This is a genomic window from Bacillus sp. C28GYM-DRY-1 (genome assembly GCF_030519405.1).
GTDB classification, from domain to species: Bacteria; Bacillota; Bacilli; order Bacillales; family Bacillaceae; genus Bacillus; species Bacillus spizizenii_A.
The window spans coordinates 302,191-320,616 of sequence record NZ_JAUMKF010000002.1 but is presented as its reverse complement, the minus strand read 5'-3'; the positions used below and the strand labels follow the sequence as shown (position 1 = coordinate 320,616).

At 44.9% G+C, this 18,426-nt stretch carries 19 protein-coding genes and 1 pseudogene; 17 read left to right on the top strand and 3 right to left on the bottom strand.

What is annotated here, in order from left to right; translation table 11 throughout:
- Positions 1-289 precede the first annotated feature (289 nt).
- From fdhD to Q3W56_RS03665, 15 genes and pseudogenes are all read left to right on the top strand, one after another.
- Entirely contained in the window at positions 290-1,078 is a 789-nt protein-coding gene (fdhD, locus tag Q3W56_RS03735) for a formate dehydrogenase accessory sulfurtransferase FdhD (protein WP_302894546.1), read from the top strand.
- Positions 1,079-1,093: 15 nt separating this feature from the next.
- Positions 1,094-2,119, top strand: coding sequence for a GTP 3',8-cyclase MoaA (gene moaA / locus Q3W56_RS03730; protein ID WP_302894545.1), 1,026 nt, complete (start codon positions 1,094-1,096; stop codon positions 2,117-2,119).
- Positions 2,120-2,313: 194 nt separating this feature from the next.
- A complete protein-coding gene (gene rapB, locus Q3W56_RS03725; RefSeq protein ID WP_302894544.1) occupies positions 2,314-3,447 on the top strand; it encodes a response regulator aspartate phosphatase RapB in 1,134 nt (377 codons plus the stop codon).
- Between the two features lie 171 nt (positions 3,448-3,618).
- On the top strand, positions 3,619-4,098 hold the full coding sequence (locus tag Q3W56_RS03720) for a hypothetical protein (protein WP_302894543.1): 480 nt from the start codon (positions 3,619-3,621) through the stop codon (positions 4,096-4,098).
- A gap of 71 nt (positions 4,099-4,169) precedes the next feature.
- A complete protein-coding gene (locus Q3W56_RS03715; RefSeq protein ID WP_302894542.1) occupies positions 4,170-4,358 on the top strand; it encodes a stress response protein CsbD in 189 nt (62 codons plus the stop codon).
- A 207-nt stretch (positions 4,359-4,565) separates the two neighbouring features.
- Entirely contained in the window at positions 4,566-5,822 is a 1,257-nt protein-coding gene (urtA, locus tag Q3W56_RS03710) for an urea ABC transporter substrate-binding protein (RefSeq protein WP_302894541.1), read from the top strand.
- A gap of 32 nt (positions 5,823-5,854) precedes the next feature.
- Complete coding sequence (gene urtB / locus Q3W56_RS03705; RefSeq protein ID WP_302894540.1) at positions 5,855-6,757, top strand: urea ABC transporter permease subunit UrtB; 903 nt, start codon at positions 5,855-5,857, stop codon at positions 6,755-6,757.
- Between the two features lie 11 nt (positions 6,758-6,768).
- Positions 6,769-7,839: an urea ABC transporter permease subunit UrtC gene (gene urtC, locus Q3W56_RS03700; RefSeq protein WP_302894539.1), complete on the top strand. Its 1,071-nt coding sequence runs from the start codon at positions 6,769-6,771 to the stop codon at positions 7,837-7,839.
- Entirely contained in the window at positions 7,814-8,563 is a 750-nt protein-coding gene (gene urtD, locus Q3W56_RS03695) for an urea ABC transporter ATP-binding protein UrtD (RefSeq protein ID WP_302894538.1), read from the top strand. The genes urtC and urtD overlap by 26 nt, the downstream gene beginning before the upstream one ends.
- Positions 8,560-9,261: pseudogene (urtE, locus tag Q3W56_RS03690) on the top strand (urea ABC transporter ATP-binding subunit UrtE). Before urtD ends, urtE begins: the two are co-directional and overlap by 4 nt.
- 99 nt (positions 9,262-9,360) lie before the next feature.
- Positions 9,361-9,678 (top strand): urease subunit gamma, encoded by a 318-nt coding sequence (gene ureA / locus Q3W56_RS03685; protein ID WP_003227724.1) that lies wholly within the window; start codon positions 9,361-9,363, stop codon positions 9,676-9,678.
- Positions 9,675-10,049, top strand: coding sequence for an urease subunit beta (gene ureB, locus Q3W56_RS03680; RefSeq protein WP_019716007.1), 375 nt, complete (start codon positions 9,675-9,677; stop codon positions 10,047-10,049). Before ureA ends, ureB begins: the two co-directional genes overlap by 4 nt.
- Entirely contained in the window at positions 10,046-11,755 is a 1,710-nt protein-coding gene (gene ureC, locus Q3W56_RS03675; RefSeq protein ID WP_302894537.1) for an urease subunit alpha, read from the top strand. The genes ureB and ureC overlap by 4 nt, the downstream gene beginning before the upstream one ends.
- A gap of 131 nt (positions 11,756-11,886) precedes the next feature.
- The gene (locus Q3W56_RS03670) at positions 11,887-12,288 is read left to right on the top strand and encodes an Rrf2 family transcriptional regulator (protein WP_302894536.1); all 402 of its coding nucleotides are present in this window, start codon (positions 11,887-11,889) and stop codon (positions 12,286-12,288) included.
- A 68-nt stretch (positions 12,289-12,356) separates the two neighbouring features.
- Positions 12,357-12,998, top strand: coding sequence for an NAD(P)-dependent oxidoreductase (locus tag Q3W56_RS03665; protein ID WP_302894535.1), 642 nt, complete (start codon positions 12,357-12,359; stop codon positions 12,996-12,998).
- Positions 12,999-13,032: 34 nt separating this feature from the next.
- Here the strand turns inward: Q3W56_RS03665 and Q3W56_RS03660 are convergent, their stop codons facing one another.
- Positions 13,033-13,422 carry a DUF5362 family protein gene (locus Q3W56_RS03660; protein ID WP_302894534.1) on the bottom strand — a complete coding sequence of 130 codons (390 nt, stop codon included), beginning with the start codon at positions 13,420-13,422 and terminating at the stop codon, positions 13,033-13,035.
- 144 nt (positions 13,423-13,566) lie between these two features.
- Between Q3W56_RS03660 and Q3W56_RS03655 the strand changes: the two genes are divergently transcribed.
- On the top strand, positions 13,567-14,337 hold the full coding sequence (locus Q3W56_RS03655) for a MerR family transcriptional regulator (protein WP_302894533.1): 771 nt from the start codon (positions 13,567-13,569) through the stop codon (positions 14,335-14,337).
- Between the two features lie 21 nt (positions 14,338-14,358).
- On the opposite strand, the gene cls is transcribed toward Q3W56_RS03655, so the two are convergent.
- Complete coding sequence (gene cls, locus Q3W56_RS03650) at positions 14,359-15,807, bottom strand: cardiolipin synthase (RefSeq protein WP_302894532.1); 1,449 nt, start codon at positions 15,805-15,807, stop codon at positions 14,359-14,361.
- A 243-nt stretch (positions 15,808-16,050) separates the two neighbouring features.
- On the opposite strand from cls, the gene Q3W56_RS03645 reads away from it, so the two are divergent.
- Positions 16,051-16,485, top strand: coding sequence for a DUF5392 family protein (locus tag Q3W56_RS03645; protein WP_302894531.1), 435 nt, complete (start codon positions 16,051-16,053; stop codon positions 16,483-16,485).
- 69 nt (positions 16,486-16,554) lie between these two features.
- Here the strand turns inward: Q3W56_RS03645 and Q3W56_RS03640 are convergent, their stop codons facing one another.
- Positions 16,555-18,345, bottom strand: a complete 1,791-nt coding sequence (locus Q3W56_RS03640; protein WP_302894530.1) for an N-acetylneuraminate synthase family protein — start codon at positions 18,343-18,345, stop codon at positions 16,555-16,557.
- Positions 18,346-18,426: the final 81 nt, after the last annotated feature.

The following is an 18,426-nucleotide window of genomic DNA, read 5'->3' as shown; positions in this document are numbered from 1 at the left end:
TTTTCGAAGCAAATGATCCTCTTCGACGAGTTGATCAAGCAGAACAAATTCGGCTGCGTTTTGAGAAGAATTTCTTGTGTGGAACATAAGAAAGACACCGTCCTTTTGAAGTCTTTCTTTTATTTTATTACAGGAGAATGGATATTTTAAGGGAAAATAAAGGCTGTCGAGATTTTCTCGACAGCCTGAGCCCTTTATATAAAGGGCTCTTTTTATGTCTCAGGATTCGACAAAATCCGAGGAGTGTGAAAAAATATAAAGGCAAGAACATTACGGAGGGGAAGAGATATTGAACGATAAAGTAACTGCGGTCAGGGATGTATGGCGCTATGAACAAGGGGAAATAAGCAAAATAGAAGACCGGATGGTGACGGAATACCCTTTGACAGTGATACTGAACGGAAGTGAATTTGTGACGCTCGTTTGTACGCCGGAGCATATCAAAGAGCTTGTCATTGGATTTCTCGCATCTGAGGGTGTTATACGATTTCAAAAAGAGATTAAAAGGTTTACAATAGATGAAAGTCTCGGTTTTGTTTATGTCGATCTCGTTCATCCTGAGACATTGGATCAAAAGGATTATACGAAACGGGTGATCGGCTCATGCTGCGGGAAGGGCCGCCATTTTTATTTTCAGCAAGATGTCAAAACCGCCAAAACGGCTGTCAGCCAAATCAAGGTATCGCCTGAAGCATGTCTGGCGCTTATGAAAGACATGCAACAAGGGAGCGGAACGTTTCAGGATACGGGCGGCGTACATAATGCAGCGCTTTGCGACACAGAGAAACTGCTGTTAATGCGCACAGATATCGGACGGCACAACGCGCTTGATAAATTATACGGACACTGTCTTCTGAACGGGATGTCCGTCCGCGACAAACTGATTGTGTTCAGCGGCAGAATATCATCAGAAGTCCTGTTGAAAGCGGCAAAAATCGGCGTGTCGATCGTCATTTCCAAATCGGCCCCGACGGAGCTTGCGATTCAAATGGCTGAAGAATTAAACATCACAGCGATCGGATTTGTCAGAAACGGATCATTTAATGTATATACACACCCTGAGAGAATCAGGGGATAGGAAGGGGCTGTAGCTATGATTACAGAATCGCGTCAGATGTTGGATAAGAGGAACAGACCGCTGAGAGACCTTCGCATTTCTGTTACAGACCGCTGCAACTTCCGATGCACGTACTGTATGCCCGCCGAATTATTCGGTCCGGACTATCCGTTTTTAAAGAAAGAGGAGCTGCTTTCGTTTGAAGAGCTTGAACGGCTTGCGACGCTATTTGTCACAAGGTTCGGCGTTGAAAAAATCCGCTTAACCGGCGGAGAGCCCCTCATGAGAAAGGATATGCCGGAATTAATTAAGAAACTGGCCCGCATTCCGGGCGTCCGTGATATTGCGATGACGACAAACGGATCATTGCTGCCTGTTTATGCGGAGAAGCTCAAGGAAGCCGGGTTGAAACGGGTCACGATCAGCCTTGATTCCTTAGAGGATGAGCGATTTAAAAAGATAAACGGACGCGGAGTTTCTGTCAGCAAGGTGCTGAAAGGCATTGAAGCGGCGAAGCAAGCGGGGCTTGGTGTTAAAATCAACATGGTCGTCCAAAAGGGCGTCAATGAAAAAGATATACTGCCTATGGCCCATTACTTTAAAGAAGAAGGGCATATCCTGAGATTCATTGAATTTATGGACGTGGGAAACACCAACCAATGGGAGAAGAAGGACGTCATGACAAAGGCGGAAATTATTGATTTGATCAATGAACACATGCCGGTTGAACCGATAGCGCCAAATTATAAAGGCGAAGTGGCTTCCAGATTCCGATACGTGGACGGATCTGGGGAAATCGGCGTCATATCATCTGTATCTGATGCATTTTGCGGATCGTGCAACAGGGCTCGTCTTTCTGCGAGAGGGGAGCTGTTTACCTGCTTATTCGCTTCAAGCGGTTTTGACCTCAGAGGGCCGGTTCGGCAGGAATTAAGTGATGACGAACTGTCAGAGATGATCGGCACTGTTTGGAAAAATCGGATCGATCAGTATTCGGTCGATCGTACGCTATCAATAGCATCAGACAAAAAGAAAGTAGAAATGTCTTATATAGGCGGTTAATATGAAATAATAAGCTTATCGGTACTGTCCGGTAAGCTTTTTTTATGAAAAAGTGTAAGTGCAAAAAATACATACAAAAACCGTAATATATAAAGATAGGCATAAGGAAGGAATCATCGTAAGAATTTTTAATTCCAAAGCCATACATTATGATAAAATATAACCAATTAGAAAATAGAAAGGGTTGGAGGGGCATGGCCGCGTACGAGATCCCGTCATCTCAAGTAGGAGTGAAAATTAATAAGTGGTATAAGCACATTTTGGCATTTCAAGTGGCTGATGCCGTTAAGCTGAAGGAAGAGATTGATCAAGACATAGAACAGATGGAAGAGGATCAGCTGCTTCTCCTGTATTATCAGCTGATTAGTTACAGGCACCAAATTATGCTGGATTATGTAAAGCCCGGCCTGCACGAGGAATCTCAGCTTCAATATCGTGAATTGATCAAAACGCTGGAAAGCAATCAGGACAGCATCTCGGGATTATCCGAGTACTATTTTCACTTATTCAGAGGAATGTACGAATTTGAACAGAACAATTACATCTCAGCTATATCCTTTTATCGGAAAGCCGAGAAGATGCTCGCGTTTGTAGAAGATGAAATTGAAAGAGCTGAATTTCATTTTAAGGTGGCGGAAGTTTTTTATATCATGAAGCAGACGCACTTTTCCATGAACCACGCCGTACAGGCGCTTGAGACATACAAGGCTCACGACTTTTACAGAGTCAGAAGAATACAATGCCATTTCGTCATATCAGGAAACTACATTGACTACAGACATTATGAAAAAGCACTTGAGCATTTGGATGACGCGTATCATCTTGCTTTATTGGAAGGCCAGCCCCGTTTAATCGGATCAGCCCTCTATAATATCGGGAATTGCTATGATGACAAAGGAGAGCTGGATCAAGCCGCGGAATACTTTGAAAAAGCGCTTCCTGTCTTTGAAGAGTTTCGGCTGGAACAGCTCCCAAAAGCGCTCTTCAGCTTGACTCGCGTTCTTTTCAAAAAGCAAGACGTCCAATCTGCAATGAGGTACTATGAAAAAGGGATTGCCATCGCCCAAAAACGAAACGACTTCTTCAGTCTGGCGAAATATACATTTCTGCAGGCCTTATATGTCGAATCTGTTAATTTAGATATGATTCAAGAAGTATTTGACTATATGGAAGAAAAAGCCCTTTACGTATATATTGAAGAATTTGCTTTGGATGCTGCCTCCTATTTCAGTCATCGGGAACACTACAAAGAAGCGGTGTATTTTTATGAAAAAGCGGTCAGCATGAGAGAGATGATCCAAAGAAACGATTGTTTATATCAAGTGTAAGACGAGACCATCTGCTGCCAGATGGTTTTTTTATATTTTATATACAAAAAAAGGAGAGCATCGGAACGTTTATTTTCAGGTAGAACAGGAAAAATCGCTACATATGCTTTTGAACAAAATAGCCGGGTTTAGACGATGCCTGGGTCAATGACAGGCGTTAGGGGGAATTCGATGTTCGGTTTCAATGATATGTTGAAGTTTCTATGGTCTTTCCTCATTGTTCTGCCGCTTGTACAAATCATACATGTTTCAGGGCACAGCTTCATGGCACTTATTTTTGGCGGAAAAGGATCGTTGGATATTGGGATGGGCAAAACGCTGTTCAAGATTGGGCCGATACGAATCAGAGCGATCTATTTCATAGATTCTTTTTGCAGGTTTGGTGAGCTGAAAACCGACAATCGGTTGGCGCATGCACTTGTATATGCCGGGGGCAGCCTGTTTAACCTGTTAACGATTTTTACTGTCAATTTGCTGATTATACACAGTGTATTAAAACCGAATATGTTTTTTTATCAGTTTGTCTATTTTTCTACGTATTATGTGTTTTTCGCCTTGTTGCCGGTTCGATATTCAGAGAAAAAGTCATCAGACGGGCTTGCAATTTACAAGGTGCTCCGGTACGGAGAGCGCTACGAAATCGATAAGTAACGTTCAAATGTTTACCGTCTCTCAGATCGGGAAGGTAACAAGTACACACATAATGAAGGGAGAGAATCAACATGGGTAACGATAGTGTAAAAGATAAAATGAAAGGCGGCTTTAATAAAGCCAAAGGAGAAGCGAAGGATAAAGTCGGAGATATGACCGATAAAACGGACATGCAGGCTGAAGGTAAAAAAGATAAGGCAAAAGGCGAGATCCAAAAGGATATCGGGAAAGCAAAGGATACATTCACAGATAAAGATTAATCATACGAAAGAGGCAGGAAACGATATGTTTCTTGTCTTTTTTTTGTACGCTACTTTTGAATGTGAATAAATGTAACAAAAAAGGCAATCGATTTGGTTAAAGTATCTAAATTTTTTTAATATTCTTTGAATTAATGACACTCTTCTATATAATAGTGACATGAGTTGTTAACTTTCGTAACATCATATGACAAAGGGAGGTTCTGAATGAAAAACAAAGGGGTTGGAATACAGGCTGTTTTTCTGTTGTTTCTGATCATGGTGTTGATGACGGGGTGTGCTGTGCCGAAGAAAGTGTCAAATGCCAGCGGAAGTGCAAAAAAAACAGTTGATATCGACACAAGCGGGGATTCAGTAAAGATCGGGATTCTTCACTCGTTAAGCGGGACAATGGCAATCAGTGAAGTGTCCGTCCATGATGCAGAGTTATTGGCGATTCAAGAAATCAACCAAAAAGGCGGAGTTCTCGGCAAAAAGCTTGAACCCGTCGTGGAAGACGGCGCTTCAGACTGGCCTACATATGCGGAAAAAATGAGGAAACTGCTTCAGCAAGACAAAGCAGCTGCTGTGTTTGGCGGATGGACATCTGCAAGCCGCAAAGCCATGCTTCCGGTTGTGGAGCAAAACAACGGGCTGCTGTTCTATCCAGTGCAGTACGAAGGAATGGAGTCATCACCCAATATTTTTTATACCGGAGCGACGACGAATCAGCAAATAGTGCCGGCAGTCGATTGGCTGCTGAAAAATAAAGGGAAGACGTTCTTTCTGATCGGATCAGATTACGTGTTCCCGAGAACAGCCAATAAGGTCATCAAAGCGCAAGTGAAAGCGGCCGAAGGAGAAATTGTCGGTGAAGAGTATACGCCGCTCGGCCATACCAATTACAGTACCCTTGTCAGCAAAATCAAAGAAAAACAGCCCGATGTCATTTTTAACACATTAAACGGCGACAGCAACGTGGCGTTTTTCAAACAGCTGAAAGATGCGGGGATATCGGCTGACGATATGCCTGTCATGTCAGCAAGTGTTGCTGAGGAAGAAATCCGGGGGATCGGCTCTGATGTGTTAAAAGGACACTATGCGGTGTGGAATTACTTCCAGACAACCAATACGAGCGAGAATCAAACATTCGTGAAAAACTATAAAGAGATGAACGGTGATAGCCGGGTCACGAGCGATCCGATTGAAGCTGGCTATAATGCGGTTTATCTCTGGGCGGCGGCTGTTGAAAAAGCCAAGTCCTTTGATGTCGATAAGGTGAAGAAAGCGGCTGACGGGATTGCATTCAAGGCACCGGGCGGCACAGTGCAAATTGACGGGGATACACAGCATCTTTACAAAACGGTCAGAATCGGGAGAATCACGGGGGATGGACAATTTAAAGAAGTTTGGAACTCAGGTGAACCTGTAAAACCTGATCCGTATTTAAAAACGTACGATTGGGCAAAGGGGTTATCTAAATAAATCAAAGCCGTTTGCAGGGGAGGAGGCGGAGCATGTCTGTCGTCGTAACTCAATTATTTAACGGGATCAGTCTCGGTTCTATTTTGATTCTTATTGCGATTGGATTGGCCGTTACATTCGGTTTGATGAACATTATCAATATGGCGCACGGTGAGCTGATTATGGCAGGAGCCTACACGACTTATGTCACTCAACAGCTGTTTTTAAGCTATTTGCCGTCTTCTCTGTTTTCTTACTATTTTTTAATCGCGATCATCATGGCGTTTGGGGTTGCGGCGCTTATTGGGATTGTCATTGAAAAAGTGATTGTCAGGCGACTATATGATCGTCCGCTCGACAGCCTTTTGGCGACGTGGGGGGTGAGCTTGATCCTGCAGCAGGCAGCCAGATCGATTTTTGGCGCGCCGAATGTGGCTGTCAAGTCTCCTGAATGGCTGACGGGAGGGGTGACGCTGTTTTCGGTTACCTTTCCGTATAAAAGGCTGTTTATTTTGGCCCTCGTTCTTTTTACACTGGCACTGCTCGGTATCTATTTATTTAAAACCTCTGCAGGGCGGCGGATGCAGGCGGTTACGCTGAACCGGAGCATGGCATCGTGTCTCGGCGTATCTGTGAGAAAAACAGATACATTGGCTTTCGCGCTCGGAAGCGGACTGGCCGGTATCGCGGGGAGCTCACTCACATTGCTCGGTTCAATCGGGCCTACTCTCGGTTCGTCGTACCTCATAGATGCCTTTATGATTGTCATATTAGGCGGAATCGGAAAATTAAAAGGCACCATTATCAGCGCAGTGACGGTCGGTTTGCTGAGCACATTTGTTGAGTATTCCACAAGCGCTACGATCGCAAAGGTAGTCGTGTTTGCATGTATTATTCTCTTTCTGCAATGGAGGCCTTCAGGTCTTGCAAGTGTCAGAACGAGATTACTTGATTAGGAGGGAACCGGATGAAGCGGTTTTCACAATTCAGTCCGTATCTGGTGATGTTTGCCCTTTTTATCGCCGCTCCGTTCTTTCTGCAGGAGTTTCGATTAGGGCTGTTGGCGAAGTTTTTATGCTTTGCGATTGTAGCGGTCGGCATTTGCCTGATTTGGGGATATACAGGCATTTTGAGTTTGGGGCATGGTGTCTATTTCGGATTGGGCGCTTACTGCATGGCCATGTACTTAAAAATAGAAGCCTCACCGTCAGGCATTCCTGATTTTATGGAGTGGACCGGCGTGAGTGAACTGCCGTGGATCTGGGCAATGTTCAGGTATCCTTTAAGTGCGATTGCCGCAGCTGTTATTGTGCCTGTCTTTTTGGCCTTTTTACTCGGTTACTTTACCTTTCGCAACAACATAAAGGGTGTTTATTTTTCGTTGATCTCTCAGGCTGTTGTGGTGGTTGTCGTCACATTGTTCATCGGCAGCCAGGACATCACCGGCGGGACGAATGGACTCACGAATTTCTATACCATTTTTCAATATGCTCTGGCAGATCCTGCTATGAAGCAGATTTTGTATTTTACCACAGTCTTTTTCCTCGGTGTTTTTGTCGTGTTTGCTTTGTTTCTGACGAGAAGCCGTTTTGGGCGGCTATTGCAGGCGGTGCGCGACGGAGAAAGCAGAGTCCGCTTCTTCGGATATCACTCCACCGTTTTTAAAGTGTTTATTTACTGTGTATCAGCTGCGATGGCGGGGATTGCCGGGATGCTGTTTGTGCTTCAGGATGGGATGATCTCGCCGGAAATGATGGGCATCATCCCTTCGGTGGAAATGGTGCTGTGGGTCGCGATCGGCGGGAGGCACTCCATTTTTGGCGCGGTGCTTGGCGCGCTGTTAACGAACGGCATGAAAAGCTATTTAAGCGAGTATTACCCTGACATTTGGCTGTACTTCCTCGGCGCGCTGTTTATCATCGTCGTGCTCTATATGCCAAAAGGAATTGTCGGGCTGTTCGAGAAGATGAGAACCCAGCTTCCTTCCTCGAAAAAGAAAGGAGCGGCTGCTTATGAAACCGATACTTACCTGCCGTGACGTGAAGGTTGAGTTTGACGGGTTTTGGGCCTTGCAGGGCGCTGATATCAGTGTGCAGGAACACGATATCCATTTTCTGATTGGGCCGAACGGCGCCGGAAAAACGACTTTGCTGGACATCATATGCGGAAAAACGAAGCCGCATTCGGGTGAAGTGCTATTTCAGGAAACGAATGAATTGACAAAGAATCGGGAATATCAGATTGCCAAACTTGGGGTCGCCAGAAAGTTTCAGGCTCCGAGTGTCTTTACGCAGCTGACTGTGTTTGAAAATCTCGAGCTTGCCATGAAACAGAAGAAAACGATCTTTTCACTGCTGACAGCTCGTATGACAAAAGAGCAAAGTGACAGGATTATAGACATCCTGCGGCTGATTGGGTTAGAAGGCAAACGGGATCTAACAGCTGGCAGCCTGTCACACGGACAGAAGCAATGGCTTGAGATCGGCATGCAGCTCGCCATGGAGCCGAAGCTTTTGCTGCTGGATGAACCGATTGCCGGCATGACGGGGAAGGAACGGGAAAAAACCGGCGCCCTGCTTGAAGAAATTGCGAAAACGTGCTCTGTTCTGATTGTCGAGCACGATATGGATTTTGTGCGGTCGTTTTCCAGAAAAGTCACGGTCATGCATGAAGGCAAAGTGCTTTGTGAAGGGTCGATGGATGACATCACAAGCAATGAAGAGGTGGCAGCGGTGTATTTAGGAAGGGGCGGTGTGTCATGATTGCCGTAAGGAATGTAACGTCTGGTTATGATCAATCGATGGTTTTGCACAGCCTCAGTATGGAGGTTCGCCCGGGGCAGATTGTTGCTGTATTAGGCCGAAATGGAGTCGGCAAATCTACCTTGCTGAAAACAATCATAGGCCTGCTTCCGGCAAAACAGGGGGATATTCGTTTTAATCAAACGTTTGTTCAAAACGAAAAGGCGGAAACACGGGCAAGAACGGGAATTGCGTATGTTCCGCAGGGAAGAGACATCTTTTCCTCCTTAACCGTTCGTGACAATCTGCTGCTTGGGGAAGAGCCGCTTCCGAAAAAGGAGCGAATGGGGGAGGTCAAGGAAGACATTTTTCAGTGGTTTCCTGTTTTAAAGAAGATGCTTGACCGCAAAGGCGGCGATTTAAGCGGAGGCCAGTAGCAACAGCTAGCAATTGCCAGAGCGCTGATGGGAAGCCCGAAAATTATTTTACTTGATGAACCAATGGAAGGAATTCAGCCGTCAATTATCGAACTAATCAGACAAGTTATCATAGAAATTTCCAGAAAAAGAGTCATTTCCGTTGTTTTAGTCGAGCACAGTCTGGAAAACGCGTTAACGTGTGCTGATTATCTTTATGTGATCGACAGGGGAACGGTTGTCGACCATGGAAAGGCCGATGAAGAAACGGCACGCCGCTTTGAAAGGCATCTTACCGTGTGACCCGATACTTGAAGAAAGGGAGGTGATGTCCCGCCTGCATGTTCCACAAATTCGCAGTAACCGCATCCGCTTTATACGACAAAAGAAGGAGGACTACAGATGAAACTGACACCGGTTGAACAAGAGAAATTGCTCATTTTCGCGGCGGGGGAATTAGCCAAACAGCGCAAGGCGCGGGGCGTTCTGCTCAACTACCCTGAGGCTGCCGCTTATATCACCTGCTTTATCATGGAAGGCGCACGTGACGGAAAGGGAGTAGCCGAGCTGATGGAAGCCGGCCGCCATGTGTTAACGGAAAAAGATGTGATGGAGGGTGTTCCTGAGATGCTGGACAGCATTCAGGTGGAGGCCACATTTCCGGACGGCGTGAAGCTTGTTACGGTACATCAGCCAATTTCTGCGGAGGTGAAGTCATGAAGCCGGGAGCATTCCAAATTGCTGAGGGAACGATTACGATTAATGAAGGCCGTGAGACACGGGAGGTAGCGGTAAAAAACACCGGATCACGCTCCATTCAAGTCGGGTCACATTTTCATTTTGCGGAAGCCAACGGGGCATTATCATTTGACCGTGAACAGGCGATCGGCATGCGCCTTGATGTTCCATCAGGCACGTCGGTCCGTTTTGAGCCGGGCGAGCAGAAAACGGTGACGCTTGTGGAAATTGGGGGCCGAAAGACAATAAGAGGCTTGAACGGAATGGCCGACACGTTTATCGATGAACGCGGCAAAGAAAAAACGTTAGCCAACTTACATCAAGCCGGCTGGATGGAGGGTGTAATCCGATGAAAATGTCAAGGGAGCAATACGCAGAGCTGTTTGGCCCGACAACGGGCGATAAAATCAGATTGGGCGATACGGATTTATGGATTGAAGTCGAAAAGGATTTCACAATATATGGTGAAGAAATGATCTTTGGGGGCGGTAAAACGATCCGTGACGGCATGGGCCAAAACGGCAGAATCACAGGGAAAGACGGCGCTTTGGATTTGGTCATCACCAACGTCATACTTTTGGATTACACAGGCATTGTCAAAGCGGATGTCGGTGTGAAAGACGGCCGGATTGTCGGCGTCGGAAAAAGCGGCAACCCTGATATCATGGACGGAGTCGATCCGCATATGGTCATCGGCGCGGGTACAGAGGTGATTTCCGGCGAAGGCAAAATTTTAACAGCTGGAGGAGTGGACACGCATATTCATTTTATATGTCCTCAGCAAATGGAAGTTGCGCTTTCTTCAGGTGTGACGACGCTTTTGGGAGGCGGCACAGGACCTGCTACAGGAAGCAAAGCGACAACATGTACGTCCGGCGCATGGTATATGGCAAGGATGTTGGAAGCGGCCGAGGAGTTCCCAATTAATGTCGGCTTCTTAGGAAAAGGGAATGCATCCGAAAAAGCGCCGCTAATCGAGCAGGTAGAAGCAGGCGCCATCGGCCTGAAGCTTCATGAAGACTGGGGCACGACGCCAAGCGCGATCAAAACGTGTATGGACGTCGTCGATGAGGCTGATATTCAAGTCGCCATCCATACCGATACCATTAACGAAGCGGGCTTCCTGGAAAACACGCTCGACGCGATCGGGGACCGGGTGATTCATACCTATCACATTGAAGGAGCTGGCGGCGGCCACGCCCCGGATATTATGAAGCTTGCCTCTTATGCAAACATTCTGCCGTCATCCACAACGCCAACCATTCCTTATACCGTTAATACGATGGATGAGCATCTTGACATGATGATGGTCTGCCACCATTTAGATGCGAAAGTGCCTGAAGATGTGGCATTCAGCCATTCGAGAATCAGGGCTGCGACCATTGCGGCAGAGGACATTCTCCATGACATCGGAGCGATCAGCATGACATCATCGGATTCCCAAGCGATGGGGCGTGTCGGTGAAGTGATCATCCGAACATGGCAGGTAGCCGATAAAATGAAAAAGCAGCGCGGCGCTCTTGCCGGCGAAAACGGAAACGATAATGTGCGTGCAAAACGCTACATTGCCAAATACACAATTAATCCGGCGATTACTCACGGGCTCAGCCATGAAGTCGGCTCTGTGGAAAAAGGAAAGCTCGCAGATCTCGTTCTGTGGGATCCGGTATTTTTCGGCGTAAAACCGGAACTGGTTTTAAAGGGCGGCATGATTGCACGTGCGCAAATGGGAGATCCGAACGCGTCCATCCCGACTCCTGAACCGGTGTTTATGCGCCAAATGTATGCGTCTTACGGAAAAGCCAATCGCTCAACCTCCATTACATTTATGTCTCAGGCAAGCATTGAGCGGGGGGTGGCGGAAAGCCTAGGGTTGGAAAAAAGAATTTCTCCTGTCAAAAATATAAGAAAGCTGAGCAAGCTGGATATGAAATTGAACTCAGCATTGCCGAAGATTGAGGTTGACCCAAAAACCTATCAGGTCTTCGCTGACGGAGAGGAATTGTCTTGCCAGCCTGTCGATTATGTTCCGCTGGGACAACGATATTTCTTATTCTGACAAGACGCGGCCGGAGTGCATCCGGCCGTTCTATTGACTCAAAAGGTGCACAAGAACCCCTGGGTAGTGTATATTAAATGTTGACAAACGAATTAATTGTAACTATTAAAGTTACAACGGTGGTGAAAAACATGATTAACAGCCGTCTCGCTGTTGCCATTCATATTTTATCCCTCATTTCGATGGATGAAAAAGAGTCTTCAGAAACCATCGCTGGCAGCGTCAACACCAATCCTGTTGTCGTGCGAAGAATGATCAGCATGCTGAAAAAAGCGGATATTCTCACATCCCGAGCCGGGGTGCCGGGTGCAAGCCTCAAAAAAGATCCGGCTGATATTTCTCTTTTAGAAGTCTATCGGGCTGTCCAAAAGCAAGATGAACTCTTTGCGATTCATGAAAACCCGAATCCGAACTGTCCGGTAGGGAAAAAAATTCAAAACGCATTGGATGAAACGTTTGAAAGTGTGCAAAAAGCGATGGAACATGAGCTGGAAAGCAAGTCATTAAAAGATGTTATGAATCATCTCTTTTAATCAAAAGAGATGACCTCTTCACCGCTAACGTGTAACTAAAATTGTTACAAATAAGGAGGGAATGAATAGTGAAAATTGGAATTATTGGGGCGAGCGGAAAAGCAGGAAACGAGATTTTGAAAGAAGCGAAAACAAGAGGCCATGAAGTGACGGCTATCGTCCGAAACGCTTCAAAAGTGCAGGAACAGGATATAGCGATTTTGGAGAAAGATGTGTTCGAACTGACTTCAGAAGACATCAAGCCTTTCGATGCGGTTGTAAATGCTTTTGGAGCAGCACCTGGCCAGGAACACCTTCACGTTGAGGCAGGCAGAGTGCTAATCAACATCTTAAAGAATGCGAAAGACACAAGATTGCTTGTCGTCGGTGGAGCAGGAAGCCTGTTTGTTGATGAAGCCAAGACAACCCGTTTAATGGATACACCGGAATTTCCGAAAGAATATTTGCCGACTGCATCAAATCAAGGGGAAAACCTAAAAGATTTGCAGCAAACAGACTCCATTTCCTGGACATTCCTCAGCCCTGCGGCATTTTTTGATCCGGCAGGAAAACGGACGGATTCTTATCAAAAAGGAAAAGACCATGTCATCGTAAACGAAAAAGGTGACAGCTATATCAGCTATGCAGATTACGCCATTGCCGTTTTGGATGAGCTTGAACAACCTGCACACAAAAATGAACGCTTCACAGTGGTAAGCGAAGCGGAATAATGAAAAACCCGGAGTTTCCTCCGGGTTTTTCTCATTAATAAGTGCTGTGCGTATTATAATCGCTGAAAAGGCCGTCAGCAATCCCAAGCATTAAGAAGACAAAGAAGGCGATAATCGCAAGAAGGGATACAGCAATGCTTACGATTAAATAAATCCCTTGCATCTTTACAAACTTCGCGTAATTCTCCAGCATTATATCTTCAGACTGTTCGCTATTGTGTTCAGCCATTTGCCCTGCTTCTTTAGCTGAACGCATCAGAAAGATTCCAGAAATAATTTGCAGTACGCCCGGCACGGCACCGATTAAAAAAAAGAACGCGCCTGAAAGCGCGGTAATTGCGCCCATAATAATAAATAAAATGCCTGTCGCTTTTCCCCATTTTGAAATGCTTATGAGGGTTTTGTTCATTGTTTCAGGATTCATGTACCTGGCTCCCCTTTACAAAAAAATACTCACTTTTCTTTTATACACTATTTGTGTGAAGTTTTGTATATAAAGAATAACATTTTTGGGATTGACCCTGACGCTGCGTGATTGTTTACGATAGATGAAGAGGAGGGGTTAAAGATGAAATACCAAGTCAAACAAGTGGCGGACATAGCAGGTGTCAGCATTCGGACGCATCACTATGATGATATACAGCTTCTGAATCCTTCAGCGCTTACTGAGGCAGGGTATCGTTTGTACAGTGATGCAGATCTGGAAAGGCTCCAGCAGATTTTATTTTTCAGGGAAATTGGGTTTCGTCTGGATGATATAAAAGAGATGCTGGATCATCCGAATTTTGACCGGAGAGCAGCACTTCAGTCGCAAAAGGATATGTTGATGAAGAAAAAACAAAGAATGGAAGAGATGATTCAAACGATTGACAGGACGCTTCGGTCTATTGAGGGAGAAGAACATATGAATAAGCGGGATTTATTTGCTGGGTTAAGCATGAAAGACATTGAAGAGCACCAGCAGATATACGCTGATGAAGTCAGAAAGCTGTATGGAAGAGAAATTGCAGATGAGTCAGAGGAAAGGACATCTGCATACTCGGCGGGCGATTGGCGTGGGATCATGGCTGAATTTGATTCGATTTACAGACGTATTGCGGCACGAATGATACACGGCCCTGATGATGAAGAGGTTCAGTCCGCTGTGGGGGCGTTCCGTGTTCATATTTGCCAATATCATTACGATTGCCCACTTGGCATTTTCAGAGGGCTTGGAGAAGTGTATATCACTGACGAACGATTTACAAATTCAATCAATCAATATGGAGAAGGCCTTGCCGCTTTTTTGCGGGAGGCGATCAACATTTACTGTGACCAACAGGAAAAACCCCGGCTGTAAAGGCCGGGGTTTTGGCACATCTTATAAAATTGGCGACAACAGGCGCGAGACGGATTCTTTAATTCGAATCCACAAGGGGCGCTGCAGGTATTCCTCATAGGTGTATTTTCTGGATACAAGCAAATCTTCTTTAAATGTAGAAACCAGTTTTTTCGCAATGGTGATATCATAAATAAATGCATTAACCTCAAAGTTCAGCCTAAAGCTTCGGACGTCAATATTCGCTGTGCCGACTGATGCAATTTCGTCATCCACTACGATGGTTTTCGCGTGAATAAAGCCGTTATCATAGATATAGACAGTGGCTCCGGCTTTCAATAGATCGCCAATATACGAAAGTGTCGCCCAGTATACAAAGGCATGGTCAGGCTTGTTCGGGATCATAATGTTGACGTCAATGCCTGACAGGCACGCGATCCTTAAAGCGTCCAGCAGGCTTGCGTCGGGGATAAAATAAGGCGTTTGAATCAATATGGAACGCTTTGCATTCGAAATCATTTTAATGTAGCCATTTTTAATTTGTTCCCATTCGGAATCCGGGCCGCTTGTGACAATTTGCATCCCGACGTTGCCTTTTGGGCCGTAATCAGGAAAGTGATTCGGAATATACGTCAGCGTATGGTGATGGGAGGCCTGGTTCCAGTCAAGGATGAAACGTGTCTGGATGGCGTGCACGGCTGTTCCCTGGAGCCGGATATGCGTATCGCGCCAATAACCGAATTTCGGATTAAGCCCGAGATACTCATCTCCGACGTTAAAACCTCCGACATAACCGATTATTCCGTCTATGATGACAAGCTTTCGATGGTTCCGGTAATTCAACCTCAAGTTAATTGGCCTGAGCTTTGAAGGGAAAAAGACCTCCACATGCCCGCCGGCCTCACGGAGTTCTTTAAAAAACTTCTTTCTCAGCGTTCTGGACCCGAGTTCATCATAAAGCACCCTGACCTGAACGCCTTCTTTCGCTTTTTGGATCAGAGCGTCCCGTAATTTTTTGCCTAATTCATCACCTTTATAAATATAATATTGTAAGTGGATATGATCCTTAGCCTTTTCAATATCATTCAGAAGCCGCTGAAACTTATCCCGACCATCTGTAATGACGTCAACTGAATTATCCTCTGTAAACACCGCATGGTTATTCATGATCAGCATATAAATTAAATCTTTGTTATCAAAGGTCGCCCGGTTGTTAAATTGAAATTGCTTGTTTTCTAAATCCTCAAGCTGATGCTTCAGCAGCTTTTCAATTCCGATCTTTTTTCGGTCCTCCCATTGAAACAAATGCTTACGCCTGAGATTATGGCCGAATAATAAGTATAAAATAAAGCCTAAAACGGGAATAAAGAAAAGAACAAGCAGCCACGCCCAAGATGCGCTGGCATCGCGCCGTTCTTTAAAAATGACAATGATGGCCAAAAGAATATTCAAAATGAAAAAAAGTGATAGAAGGATGGAAAAAATACTCACTTTGTAACCCCGCTCATTCATATTTATCAAGAAGATTGCCATTAGTATTCCATGTATAACAGCGATCTGATTCCCATTACAAATTATAACACTCACATTTTAAAAGAATAAAGAGCGGTGATCCAGATTCTTCGTGAAAAATACGGGCAGATTTCTTTAAAACCAGCTTGCACCTGCGTTAAAATAAACACATATGATAACGTCCGTGAAGCCTTGCAACATCAAATAAAGGGGGAGGATTACATGAACTTTTACAGAGTCGAACAAATGCCGGGGTTCATTAAAACAGAAATGCAAAAAATTCAAAAGGCCGTACAGCCTTTCATGAAAAAAACCGTCATTTACCGTTTTCTTGCGATTCCGCTTGCTGCATTCTCTCTCTTTAATTTAGCAGCTTTTCTATTTCACGCTTCAGCTGACAGGGAGTCCCTGATCAGCGCAGGCATATTCGCCCTTTTGGCGGCGCTGGGGCTGGCATTTTTCAAAGAAGCAGGCTATCAGCATAAACAAATCCAAAAAACGGTTCACATCTATATGCTGAACAGGATCAAAAAGAGCGAAATCCTTTCAGAAGAGCGGAAAGACTCCTACACGCGACAGATTAAGGAAGAACCGTTTGCGATGCGAAGTTTTGTGGAATTTTTGACCGAGGAAGACAGACGCAAAAAAATGCATTAAATAAGAACTGCACTCGAAATGTTGGGATTTGGGCAGTCTAATTAAAAATGCATCATTTTTGGCGAGATATTATTTGTTCTCCGTTGGCAACAACGTTGCTTTGTTGATTTCCTCCACTAGAGATGACTGATCGATCCATTTGGTTGTCACATCTTGATTTATTTTTGAAATATGTTGGTTTGCTGATAAATATTCTCTTAGCCGGCTGAAATAGAGCGGTTCGTTTTTGACATCCAGGTTTCGATATATTTGTTCAAACAACTCTAGGTCTTTAGGTTCATCCAGCGTTAAACGCCAAGATGGATAATGGAGTTCTTCTGGCAGGCTGACTTGATTGATGGAAAATAGGGAAGGGTTGTTTAAAAAATAAAAAGAAAGATATTCTGTATGGGTTAACGGTTTTGGCTGCTGCACAAGCCGATGAAGGGCTTCAACAGTAATGACATTACCGGAAATCCCCGCTGAACTTGATAATTCCTGAGTGTAATCTGCTCCTTTTTGCAAGTGCCGGTCAATTAAATATTGAAGCACTTCAGGTGAAACCACTGGGCAATCACCTGTCACACGGATGATAATATCGGCTTTTGTTAAAGCTGCGGCTTCAAGCATTCTTTCTGCCACATTTTCAGGGGCGCCTCTCACGATTCTGACCTTTCCGTTTAGAGTGAAAGCTTCAAGTGGGTCGTCTTCAGGAAGATTTGACGTTGCCAATACAACTTCATGAACACCAGGGACAGCCAGGCAATTGATCAAACAGCGCTCAACAGATGGTATTCCGTAAATAGGGAGCAGCGCTTTTTTCGGCAAACGAGTCGATTTTAGCCGGCATATCACTGCAATCGCAATTGTTGGACTTTTTATTTCGTTGGGTGTAATGGGTTGGTTTAACGATAAATCAGCAGTTGCTACTTGAGGAAATGCGCCCTCGGCTTGTAAAGGCATTAATGCATTCTCATTTCCGCATCTTTTGGCGTTCGTTTTATCCAGTGTAATGATTTCTCCTTTTTTTATTTCCCGGTTGGCTGTCACGCGTAATGATGAATCATGCAAATACTTTCTTTCGGATGCATTTACTTCAGGTGAGCCAGCAGCTATTTGGGCCTGCTGGAGCTTTTCCGTCATCAGTTTGAATTCGTTTGGCTCTAGGGAAGAATAATAATCAAACCCTTTAGCTGCCCGTTGTAGGGTAATATGTTTTTCAATAACAGCGGCCCCTGAGAAAAATGCATAGACAGGAAGGTCGGCAGCAAGTGGATGTTCTGCGTCAATGTGATCAGCAAATCCAATTTGAACCTTGTATCTTTTTTGTAGATGTTGTATCCGTTTTAGGTTAATATCCTCTAATTTTGTCGGATACCCTTGAAATCCGTGCATGAGAATGAGCTGATTTGCCATATGTTGTTTTACAAGCGACATCATCTGATCGATCTCATCTTCATACCACCCGCCAACTCCGATGAGCACAGGCTTCTCTGTCATACCGATCGTTTTCATGATTTCCGTGGATTGAAGGATGGTGGTTGGAAGCTTTATGCCATCAATATCATGCTGCAGGTGCAAAAAGAGCTCTGCCCCCCATGAATCGAAAATATCCACCCAAATTTCTAATCCAAGTCTTTTTCCATAAGCGACACAATCTTTCCATACATCTTCATTCAAAAACAGCTCGATATACGACTCATAAGCAAAAAAACACGGTGTTGCAATACAGTCATACTTGAACCACTGAAATTTTACACCATCTGCTCCGCTTTCTGCGGCAGCCTTGATGAGTGCTTTAAGGTTCTCCTCTTTTCCTTGATGGGCGTTTGCGATTTCAGCAATGACTTTTACTTTTTCCGGCAAGCTGCTATTTTCCACATGTCTCACTCCTTAACGTTATTGAGACAATCCTGCGGTAATACAAAGTTAGCAGGAGTCAGTCCTGATTGAAAATCTCTT

Coding starts and splice junctions, on each gene's coding strand:
- Q3W56_RS03655 (WP_302894533.1), top strand. CDS start 13,567: ATGAAATACCAAGTCAAACAAGTGGCGGACATAGCAGGTGTCAGCATT.
- rapB (WP_302894544.1), top strand. CDS start 2,314: ATGGCCGCGTACGAGATCCCGTCATCTCAAGTAGGAGTGAAAATTAAT.
- urtC (WP_302894539.1), top strand. CDS start 6,769: ATGAAGCGGTTTTCACAATTCAGTCCGTATCTGGTGATGTTTGCCCTT.
- Q3W56_RS03670 (WP_302894536.1), top strand. CDS start 11,887: ATGATTAACAGCCGTCTCGCTGTTGCCATTCATATTTTATCCCTCATT.
- urtA (WP_302894541.1), top strand. CDS start 4,566: ATGAAAAACAAAGGGGTTGGAATACAGGCTGTTTTTCTGTTGTTTCTG.
- moaA (WP_302894545.1), top strand. CDS start 1,094: ATGATTACAGAATCGCGTCAGATGTTGGATAAGAGGAACAGACCGCTG.
- Q3W56_RS03645 (WP_302894531.1), top strand. CDS start 16,051: ATGAACTTTTACAGAGTCGAACAAATGCCGGGGTTCATTAAAACAGAA.
- ureA (WP_003227724.1), top strand. CDS start 9,361: ATGAAACTGACACCGGTTGAACAAGAGAAATTGCTCATTTTCGCGGCG.
- Q3W56_RS03660 (WP_302894534.1), bottom strand. CDS start 13,422: ATGAATCCTGAAACAATGAACAAAACCCTCATAAGCATTTCAAAATGG.
- urtD (WP_302894538.1), top strand. CDS start 7,814: ATGAAACCGATACTTACCTGCCGTGACGTGAAGGTTGAGTTTGACGGG.
- Q3W56_RS03720 (WP_302894543.1), top strand. CDS start 3,619: ATGTTCGGTTTCAATGATATGTTGAAGTTTCTATGGTCTTTCCTCATT.
- ureC (WP_302894537.1), top strand. CDS start 10,046: ATGAAAATGTCAAGGGAGCAATACGCAGAGCTGTTTGGCCCGACAACG.
- Q3W56_RS03715 (WP_302894542.1), top strand. CDS start 4,170: ATGGGTAACGATAGTGTAAAAGATAAAATGAAAGGCGGCTTTAATAAA.
- ureB (WP_019716007.1), top strand. CDS start 9,675: ATGAAGCCGGGAGCATTCCAAATTGCTGAGGGAACGATTACGATTAAT.
- urtB (WP_302894540.1), top strand. CDS start 5,855: ATGTCTGTCGTCGTAACTCAATTATTTAACGGGATCAGTCTCGGTTCT.